This is a genomic window from Bradyrhizobium jicamae (assembly GCF_018130695.1).
Taxonomy (GTDB): Bacteria; Pseudomonadota; Alphaproteobacteria; order Rhizobiales; family Xanthobacteraceae; genus Bradyrhizobium; species Bradyrhizobium jicamae_B.
On record NZ_JAFCJX010000002.1, the window covers coordinates 497,623 to 506,090 of the forward strand.

At 64.6% G+C, this 8,468-nt stretch carries 8 protein-coding genes; 3 read left to right on the plus strand and 5 right to left on the minus strand.

Annotation, left to right across the window (positions count from 1 at the left end; translation table 11 throughout):
- The first annotated feature begins 219 nt into the window (after positions 1-219).
- Positions 220-1,782, plus strand: a complete 1,563-nt coding sequence (locus tag JQ604_RS05110) for a 2-isopropylmalate synthase (protein ID WP_212353829.1) — start codon at positions 220-222, stop codon at positions 1,780-1,782.
- A 147-nt stretch (positions 1,783-1,929) separates the two neighbouring features.
- Here JQ604_RS05110 and JQ604_RS05115 read toward each other — a convergent pair whose 3' ends face one another.
- On the minus strand, positions 1,930-2,109 hold the full coding sequence (locus JQ604_RS05115; protein ID WP_212353831.1) for a type VI secretion system tube protein Hcp: 180 nt from the start codon (positions 2,107-2,109) through the stop codon (positions 1,930-1,932).
- A gap of 134 nt (positions 2,110-2,243) precedes the next feature.
- On the opposite strand from JQ604_RS05115, the gene JQ604_RS05120 reads away from it, so the two are divergent.
- On the plus strand, positions 2,244-2,432 hold the full coding sequence (locus JQ604_RS05120; protein WP_212353833.1) for a hypothetical protein: 189 nt from the start codon (positions 2,244-2,246) through the stop codon (positions 2,430-2,432).
- Positions 2,433-2,569: 137 nt separating this feature from the next.
- Here the strand turns inward: JQ604_RS05120 and JQ604_RS05125 are convergent, their stop codons facing one another.
- On the minus strand, positions 2,570-2,968 hold the full coding sequence (locus JQ604_RS05125) for a GFA family protein (protein ID WP_212353835.1): 399 nt from the start codon (positions 2,966-2,968) through the stop codon (positions 2,570-2,572).
- Between the two features lie 363 nt (positions 2,969-3,331).
- Between JQ604_RS05125 and JQ604_RS05130 the strand changes: the two genes are divergently transcribed.
- Positions 3,332-4,288: a LysR substrate-binding domain-containing protein gene (locus JQ604_RS05130; RefSeq protein ID WP_212353837.1), complete on the plus strand. Its 957-nt coding sequence runs from the start codon at positions 3,332-3,334 to the stop codon at positions 4,286-4,288.
- Between the two features lie 119 nt (positions 4,289-4,407).
- Here the strand turns inward: JQ604_RS05130 and JQ604_RS05135 are convergent, their stop codons facing one another.
- From JQ604_RS05135 to JQ604_RS05145, 3 genes are all read right to left on the minus strand, one after another.
- Positions 4,408-4,974, minus strand: a complete 567-nt coding sequence (locus tag JQ604_RS05135; protein WP_212353839.1) for a hypothetical protein — start codon at positions 4,972-4,974, stop codon at positions 4,408-4,410.
- Positions 4,975-4,996: 22 nt separating this feature from the next.
- Complete coding sequence (locus tag JQ604_RS05140; protein ID WP_212353841.1) at positions 4,997-6,598, minus strand: hypothetical protein; 1,602 nt, start codon at positions 6,596-6,598, stop codon at positions 4,997-4,999.
- 320 nt (positions 6,599-6,918) lie between these two features.
- The gene (locus tag JQ604_RS05145; RefSeq protein WP_212353843.1) at positions 6,919-8,217 is read right to left on the minus strand and encodes a hypothetical protein; all 1,299 of its coding nucleotides are present in this window, start codon (positions 8,215-8,217) and stop codon (positions 6,919-6,921) included.
- Between the last annotated feature and the right edge of the window lie 251 nt (positions 8,218-8,468).

Below are 8,468 nucleotides of genomic sequence, written 5' to 3' on the forward strand. Positions count from 1 at the left end.
CGATTCGCGGCGAAAAGTTCGGAAGTAGGGACGGGGCGATCGCCTCGGCTCGTCCGGCTGCGACCATGCCCACCCTCCTTCTTGGCGGGCTTCTGCTTCTTATCGGCCCCTGAGGGCCGTCTGGGCGGTTGGCGCCTGGGCACTCAGGGGTTGCGCGAGAACACCAGGAAACCCCCAGCGCCAGATTGAGCGCGATCGACCCAAAAAGGAATTGCAGACATGACCACCGCCCCGAAGTCCGACAAGGACCGCGTCATCATTTTCGACACCACCCTGCGCGACGGCGAACAGTGCCCCGGCGCCACCATGACCTTCGAGGAGAAGCTCGAGGTTGCCGAGTTGCTGGATGACATGGGTGTCGACGTCATCGAGGCCGGCTTCCCGATCACCTCGGAAGGCGACTTCCAGGCCGTCAGCGAGATCGCGCGCCGCTCCAAGAACTCGATCATCGCCGGCTTGTCGCGTGCGCACCCGGCCGACATCGACCGCTGCGCCGAGGCGGTGAAATTCGCAAAGCGCGGCCGCGTCCACACCGTGATCGCGACCTCGCCGTTGCACATGCGGGTGAAGCTGAACAAGACGCCGGAAGAGGTGATCGAGACCTCGGTCGCCATGGTCGCCCGCGCCCGCAACCAGATCGACGACGTCGAATGGTCGGCCGAGGACGGCACCCGCAGCGAGATGGACTATCTGTGCCGGATCGTCGAAGCCGTGATCAAGGCCGGCGCCACCACGGTGAACATCCCCGACACCGTCGGCTACACGGTGCCGGAGGAATACACCCACTTCATGCGGACGCTGATCGAGCGCGTGCCGAACTCCGACAAGGCGGTGTTCTCCGTGCACTGCCATAACGACCTCGGCATGGCCGTTGCGAACTCGCTGGCCGGCATCGTCGGCGGCGCGCGCCAGGTCGAGTGCACCGTCAACGGCATCGGCGAGCGCGCCGGCAACGCCGCGCTGGAAGAGATCGTGATGGCGATCAATGTGCGGAACGACAAGTTTCCGTACTGGAACAAGATCGACACCACGCAGCTGACCCGCGCCTCCAAGGTGGTGTCGGCGGCGACCTCGTTCCCGGTGCAGTACAACAAGGCGATCGTCGGCCGCAACGCCTTCGCCCATGAGAGCGGCATCCATCAGGACGGCGTGCTGAAGGACGCCTCGACCTACGAGATCATGCGGCCGGAGATGGTCGGCCTGAAGCAGTCGTCGCTGGTGCTGGGCAAGCATTCCGGCCGCCACGCCTTCGTGCACAAGCTGGAGGAGATGGGCTACAAGCTCGGCCCCAACCAGCTGGAGGATGCGTTCACGCGGATGAAGGCGCTGGCCGACCGCAAGAAGGACATCTATGACGAGGACATCGAGGCGCTGGTCGACGAGGAGATCGCCGCCTCCCACGACCGCATCAAGCTGACCTCGCTGACCGTGATCGCCGGCACCCATGGCCCGCAGCGCGCGACCATGAAGCTCGACGTCGACGGCCAGATCAAGATCGAGGAAGCCGAGGGCAACGGTCCGGTCGATGCCGTCTTCAACTGCATCAAGCGCCTGGTGCCGCATGAGGCGAAGCTGGAGCTCTACCAGGTCCACGCCGTCACCGAAGGCACCGATGCCCAGGCCGAAGTGTCCGTGCGCCTCGCCCATGAGGGCCGCTCGATGACCGCCCGCGCCGCCGATCCGGATACGCTGGTGGCCTCGGCCAAGGCCTATCTCGGCGCCCTGAACAAGATCGTCATGAAGCGCCAGCGCGACGCGGCTCCGGCGAAGGTCGCGGGTTGACGGTTTCGATATCGATGCATGACGGAAACGCGGCGCCTCTGCGCCGCGTTTTTGTTTGGGATGCGTAGGGCGGATTAGCGATCGCGTAATCCGCCATTACGCACGGCAAAGACGGCGGGTTACGCCAACGCTAACCCGCCCTACGATCTACTTGAGGTGTTCGCCCGTGGCGCAGGCCACAAAGAGATTCGGCGACGCTGCGTCGATCTTCCTGGTGACATGCACGCCGCCTGCGACGGCATCCAGAGACTCGATCGCCAATTCGCAAGGCTTGTCCTCACCGGGATTGATGAGCTTGGCGTTGCCTTGGTTTGCTGTGTCAAACATCGTGTGTCCTCCGTTCGGGCTTGCTGGGCTGCTTTGTCGCACACGGTGGGCCGCTCGACTGTGACACGGGTCACGGTCGCTCATGGCCGGATGGAATAGCGCTCCACTGGATCTCAATCTATGGAGCACTCTCGATGACGGACAGCAATGCAGTCGAACTGAACGCCGAGCGGCTGAACGAGGCCGCCGGCGGCATGAAGTGGGACCGCAACTACGTCAGCCCGAACGTGATCGATGCCCGCGGCGGATCCACCACCGTCTTCGGAATTACGTTCACGTATGACATCAACGGCAAGTGCAGCAGCGTCAGCTACACGGGCTGAGGTGCCGTAGGGTGGGCAAAGGCGCGCTTGCGCCGTGCCCACCATCTATGGCGTGCTCGTGATGGTGGGCACGCTTCCGCCTTCGCTCGTTGAGCTACGGCGGACGAGGTCGCTTTGCCCACCCTACGCGTCGGTGTTCAATCGATCACCGTGACATCGTCCGGCAGCAGCAGCCACGCCGGCTTGTTCCTGCTCCACACCGACTGTACCGGACCGGGCAGGTCGGGATCCGCAAACGCACCGGCCGCGACGCCGATCAGTGTCGGCGCGCGGGCCGGCTCCCAATAGACGTTCGATCCGCACGCCCCGCAAAAATGAAACGTGACGGTCGACCCGCTCGCCGAGCCGCGCGCGAAACTCCTGATGTCGGTGCCTTGCGCGGTTACGCGGTCGCGGTCGTAGAACACGCCGATGCCGAACGTGCTGCCGGTCCGTCGCTGGCAGTCGGTACAGTGGCACATCGATATCTTGTTCGGCTCGCCCTCGCAGGCGATCGTGAGCGCGCCGCAATGGCAACTGCCGATCCGCGTCGTCATGTCAGCTCTCCAATCCCGGTCAACGCGCCGCCGGCCGTCCGTGTCGGGGGACAGCTTGCGCGAAATCTTGACCATCAATGTCGGGGAAGGAGTTCAGGCTAGGCTGCGCGATTGTTGGTGTCAACGCGGCGGATGCGTAGGGCGGATTAGCGAAGCGTAATCCGCCATTCTTCCACGCGGCACGACACAGCGGCGGGTTACGCTAACGCTAACCCGCCCTACGCACTTCTTGGAATCGATGAAGCTCCGCGCGGCCTTTCCTGGAATCTCTTTCCAATCTACCGGTCCGTGACACTCCCATTTGAGAAATTCGGTGCCCGCCAACCGGATAGATTGCCGCGGTCAGCTCATCGGGATTTGCCCATGCCGCTCGCCTCCATCGCTCTCGATCTCCCGCGCGCCGTCACCCCGTCCGAGGCCGCGCTGACCCGCCGGGTCGACCTCACCACGCTTCGTCTGTTCGTGGCGATCTGCGACGAACAGAACCTGACCCGCGCCGCGCAACGCGAGGGCATCGCGGCCTCCGCCGTCTCCAAGCGCATGAACGATTTCGAGCTCGCTTTCGGCGTCACGCTGTTCAAGCGATTGGCAAAGGGCATGGCGCTGACGCCGGCCGGCGAGGCGCTGCTGCATCATGCGCGGGTCACGCTGCTCAACGTCGAGAAGATCGCGGTCGAGCTGTCGGAATATTCCGAAGGCGTGCGCGGCCATGTCCGCATGCTCGCCAACCTGTCGGCGATCGTGCAGTTCCTGCCTGAGGATCTCTCCGCCTTCTTCGGCGCGCACGAGCTGCTGCGGGTCGACCTGCAGGAGCGGCCGAGCGGGCAGGTGGTGCGCGGCATCGAGGAGGGCGCGGCCGAGATCGGCATCTGCTCCGGCGAGGCGGATGTGCGCGGCCTGGAGTCCTTCCACTACCGCCACGACAATCTGGTCGTCGTGACGCGCGCCGACCATCCGCTGGCCGGGCGCGGCGACGTCGCATTCATCGACACGCTCGACCACGACTACATCGGCCTGCATACCGCAAGCTCGATCTATTTGCGTTGCCAGTATGCGGCGACGCAAGCAGGCCAAGCGATGCGGCTGCGCATCAACGTGCCGGGCTTCGACGCAGTCTGCCGCATGGTGCAGGCCAATATGGGCATCGGCCTGATCCCCGACCGCGCCTTCGAGGTCGTCGGCGCCGGCATGGGGCTATCCGCGGTGCCGCTGCGCGACGATTGGGGCCGCCGTGCGCTGAAGATCGTGGTGCGCGAGGCCGCGAATCTGTCGTCGACGGGAAAGCTGATGCTGGAGCACTTGCGCGCCGTCGAATCGTAGGATGGGTGGAGCGAAGCGATACCCATCAACTTCGTACCGCATAGTGAGATGATGGGTATCGCGTCCGCCTTCGCTCTTCGAGCTACGGCGGACGCTCCACCCATCCTACAAGAGCACTTCTACAATCCCAGCGCGACCTCGGCCCATTTCAACATGCGGTCGCTGTTGAGGAACGCCAGCACGGCCGGCTCCAGCGACGCGGGCGCGCCCGGTCCGACCAAGGCCGTCGCGGAGACCATGTCGCAGCGCTGATTGAAGGCGAGTGAGAGCGCGGTGTTGCTTTTCCCCTCGACGCGATAGGCCCGGCTGCGGCCGCGCATCGGACCAACGGTGATCTCCCGGCCGGCGCCGATCGGCGTCGCCTTGCCGATCAGCGGCAGGTCGCCCATCTGCTCGAGATCGCTGTCGTCGGCGACGCCGGTGGCGCAATTGCAGAAGCCGAGCTTGGCCCGCACATAGAGCTGCACCTCGCCGCCGCAATCGGCGGCCTTGCAGCGGAACGCCTTGCCCTTGCCCCAGGGGTCGGCGCCGAACGGCCAGTCGGCTTCGGTCCACACCGGGCGGATTTCGCCCGACGTCGCCGTCGCGCGTGCCGGCTCGCCGGATCGCAAGATCCAGACAGCAGCCACCGTGCAGACGAGCGCAGCGCCTGCGACGATCGCAACGAGTTTGCTTGTCAGGCGCATGAGAGTCGCCTCGGCGCTCCCGCTAGTTCTGGGCCATGAACTTTCGTGCGTCCGCCAGATCCTGCCGTGAGGTGTCGCCGTTGCGCGCCATGTCGACGACCTTCGCGTAGTACTGGCGGGCCTTCGCGGCGTCGCCCGCCTTCTCGGCGGCGCGGGCGGCACCGATCGTGGCGCCAAACCGGTTCGGCTCCTTGCGCATGGTGCTTTCGAACGCGGCCAATGCCTCCGTCGCCATGCCGCGTTCGAGCAGCATGGTCCCGTAAAGCTCACGCGCGGGCGCGAGCGGTCCGGGCGTCACGATGGATTTTTCCGTCTTGTCCTCGGCATCCGCCGCAAGCCGCATCGCTTCCAGCGCGTCCGCCTGCTTGCCCTGGGCATTGAGCTGCCAGGCGGTGGCGACCTGGCGCTGAATGTCGACGATCTCGGACCAATAAGCGTCCTTGTCCTGCTTGAGCTTGTCGCTCAGCTCCGCCAGCCTGGCGATATCAGGCGTTGCCGCATCGGGATTGCCGGAGCGCGCGGCGCCGAGCGCGCGGGCGAAGTAGGTGATCGCATCGACATAGGCGAACCGGCTCGGCTCGACCTTCAGCGCGGCGGCTCCCTGCCAATCGCGGCGTTCGACCATATAGCGTGCCTGGCTCGCGGCGATGGCGTAGGGACCGGCGCGGACGGCCGGCGCATAGCCCGTCGTCGCGACCATGTCCGCGATGATGTCGCGGGCGCGGCCGTCCTGCGCGAGCTGGAGCAGGGCGTAGACCATATAGTCGTCGGCGTGCAGCTGCTCGCTGGGATCCTTGCCCGCCTTGGCAGCCTGTGCCGAGCGGCTGTTGGCTTCGATGGATTCGTTCCAGTAGCCGACGCGGGTGAAGATGTGCGAGGGCATATGCAGCGCATGCGGGGCTGCCGGCGCGATCTCGGAATAGCGCTTGGCGGCGTCGAGACCCTGCTGCGCGATCGCCGGATAGTCGTAGAGATGGATCAAATAATGCGCAACGCCCGGGTGCCGCGGCTGCCGCTTGAAGATCGGCTCCAGGATGGCGGCGCCCTTGAGCTGGTTGGCATAGGTCTTGTCGTTCGGTGACGCCGTGACATTCAGCGTGATGGCGTAGGCGATCTGCGCCTCGTCATCGTCAGGGTAGCGTGCGGCAACGGCCTCGGTCGCCTTCAGATACGCCTGCGCGCGCTGGCCAAACGTCGTCTTCTCGTCGCCGGAGTAGAACGCCAGCAGCGCATCGATATAGTCGCGCTCGCGATCGGTCTTGGCGCCGACGGCCTTGCCCTTCTGCAGCGCGGCCAAACCTTGAGCGAGGTTTTCCTTCGGCGCCGGGAAATGCGGGTTGTACAGCAGGCTGAGCGCAATGCCCCAATAGGCGATCGCGCATTCCGGATCGGCCTGCAGCGTCTCCTCGAAAATCTCCTTCGCCGGCACGTACCAGAACGAATGCTGATAGCGCATCCCGCGATCGAAGCGACGTTGCGCCACCTCGTTGCACGATGTCTGGAAGTGAACCGTGCCGAACTGCGCGTCGGTCGCATCCTCCGCGCGCGCGGCAGGTGTGGTGGAGATCGAGCTCAGGGCGGCGAGAGCGAGAAGAGAGACGGTCCTCAAGGCGAGCGTACGCATCGGCCCCTCCGTTTCTGTTCAGAAATAAATGCGTTTGGTGGCGCCGAGAAAGTCGGGTCGCCGAAGTTCGCAGTGCTGAAAATTGACGATGGTCCAGTATCGTTGGCGGAAGGATTTGCCTGTTCGCAATCTCTGTCAAGGAGAATGGAAATCAATCAGAGTTGATCGATCATCGGCGGCCGCTGTGAGGGAGGCAACGAAACCGTAGGGCGGATGAGCGCAGCGTAATCCGCCATTCCTTGCGGAGGCAGCGGTCGGCGGATTACGCCGGAGCCTGTCATCGGGCCGCGCTTTGCGCGGGCCCATTGGGCGAATTCGCCCTACGGACTTACCAGTTCCGCAGATCCGGCTACCCACACCCGCATCGCGGCAGTGAGCGCGTCGAGGCCGGCCGCCTGCAGGATGCCGTTGATGACGTCGGTGTTGCCCAACTGCCAGGTGACCGAGCCGTCACCCTGGCCCCAGCTCAGCTTGAACGCGCGCGCGTAAGCCTCGGCCTCGCCGGGATTCCAGGACGCGCTGAACTGGTCGTCGTCGCCGCGGCTATTCCATACGGCCGACATCGTCGCCAGGATGTTGTTCCTGAAATCGTGGCCGAGCACCCGCAGCACGGGGGCTGAGGACAGATGGCGCAGCAGCACGCCGCGACCGCAGACATAGTCCTTCGGGTCACCGCTGAACAGCTTGTCGAACGGCGCCTCCTGCAGCACGCCGGAGGTGTCGAAAAACATCCGCGACAGGCCGACGGCGAGAAGCCGAATGACCTTGAGGGCGGCAGGTGCGGCCTCCGGGTTGATCGCCGCGTAGATCGTCAACGCCGCGAGCATCAGGCCATGGTCGCCGCTCCAGATCAGGCCCGGCTCCCACATCTGCTTGCGCTCGTAGTCGGGTGGGGCAATCGGTCGCTCTCCGATCAGCCGTGCGTTCATCTGCACCGGATGGCCCGGCGGGCGCAGGTAGCCGAAGTCGGAATTGAACCAGGCATCGAACCAGGTGTATTGCGCGTTGCTCTTGGCGAGATAGGCCTTGAAGTCGAAGCCATCGAGCTCCCGTGTCGTCACGTAAAGGCGCGAGCACAGCAGGAAGAAGGTGGCATTGGTGACCGTGTTCTTGAACGGGGTATGGCTGGGCTGCGCGACCTTGGGGGCGTTGTAGCATCCATGCGGGACCGGCCTTGCCGTATCAGTCGCGTCCCAGCCGATGTCGACCAGGTTGCGCCAGCACTGGTCGGCGATCGCTAGATAGGTGCCGGCGCCCTTCACGATCTGCTCGGTGTCGGGAAAATCGAGGATGTATCTGCGGGCCGACAGGCTCGCATTGCCGCACCAGCCGAAATCGTCGGCCCAGATCGCGTCGATGTCGCTGAGCTTGTTCTGGAAATACGTGATGTTGCCGAAGATCACCTTGTCGATCTTCCGGACCGATGTCAGGACCTCGTGATCGTGCGGCCACAGTTTGCGTGCGGCGGTGACGAACTCGATGGCCGCCTCGAACGTGTTGGCCCGCGTCCAGTAATCGTCGAACTCCCAGACTTCCATGTAGCGATCGAAGGCTGCGACGACCTGCTGTTTGAGATCGGCGGGCGGGACGGTGGGATCGGCCTGTACGGGATGGATCATGGTCGCTCCTCGCTGAGTGGATCGGATGAACAGAGGATCGCTACCATAGATTGTAATTGCGGCTTTGAGATGACAGTGCGGGAGATGGTGAGGGGCGGCCCATGGGGTGAGTTTCCCGACGGCGCAAGTCCCTTGGAGCAAAAATATTCCTCTTTACACGAACTTCGGTTTATGCTAACAATATGCCCGTCTCACCCGACACGAGGGGCGCTCGCGAACGCCACGAACGTGGGTGACGATGCGGTGGCCGC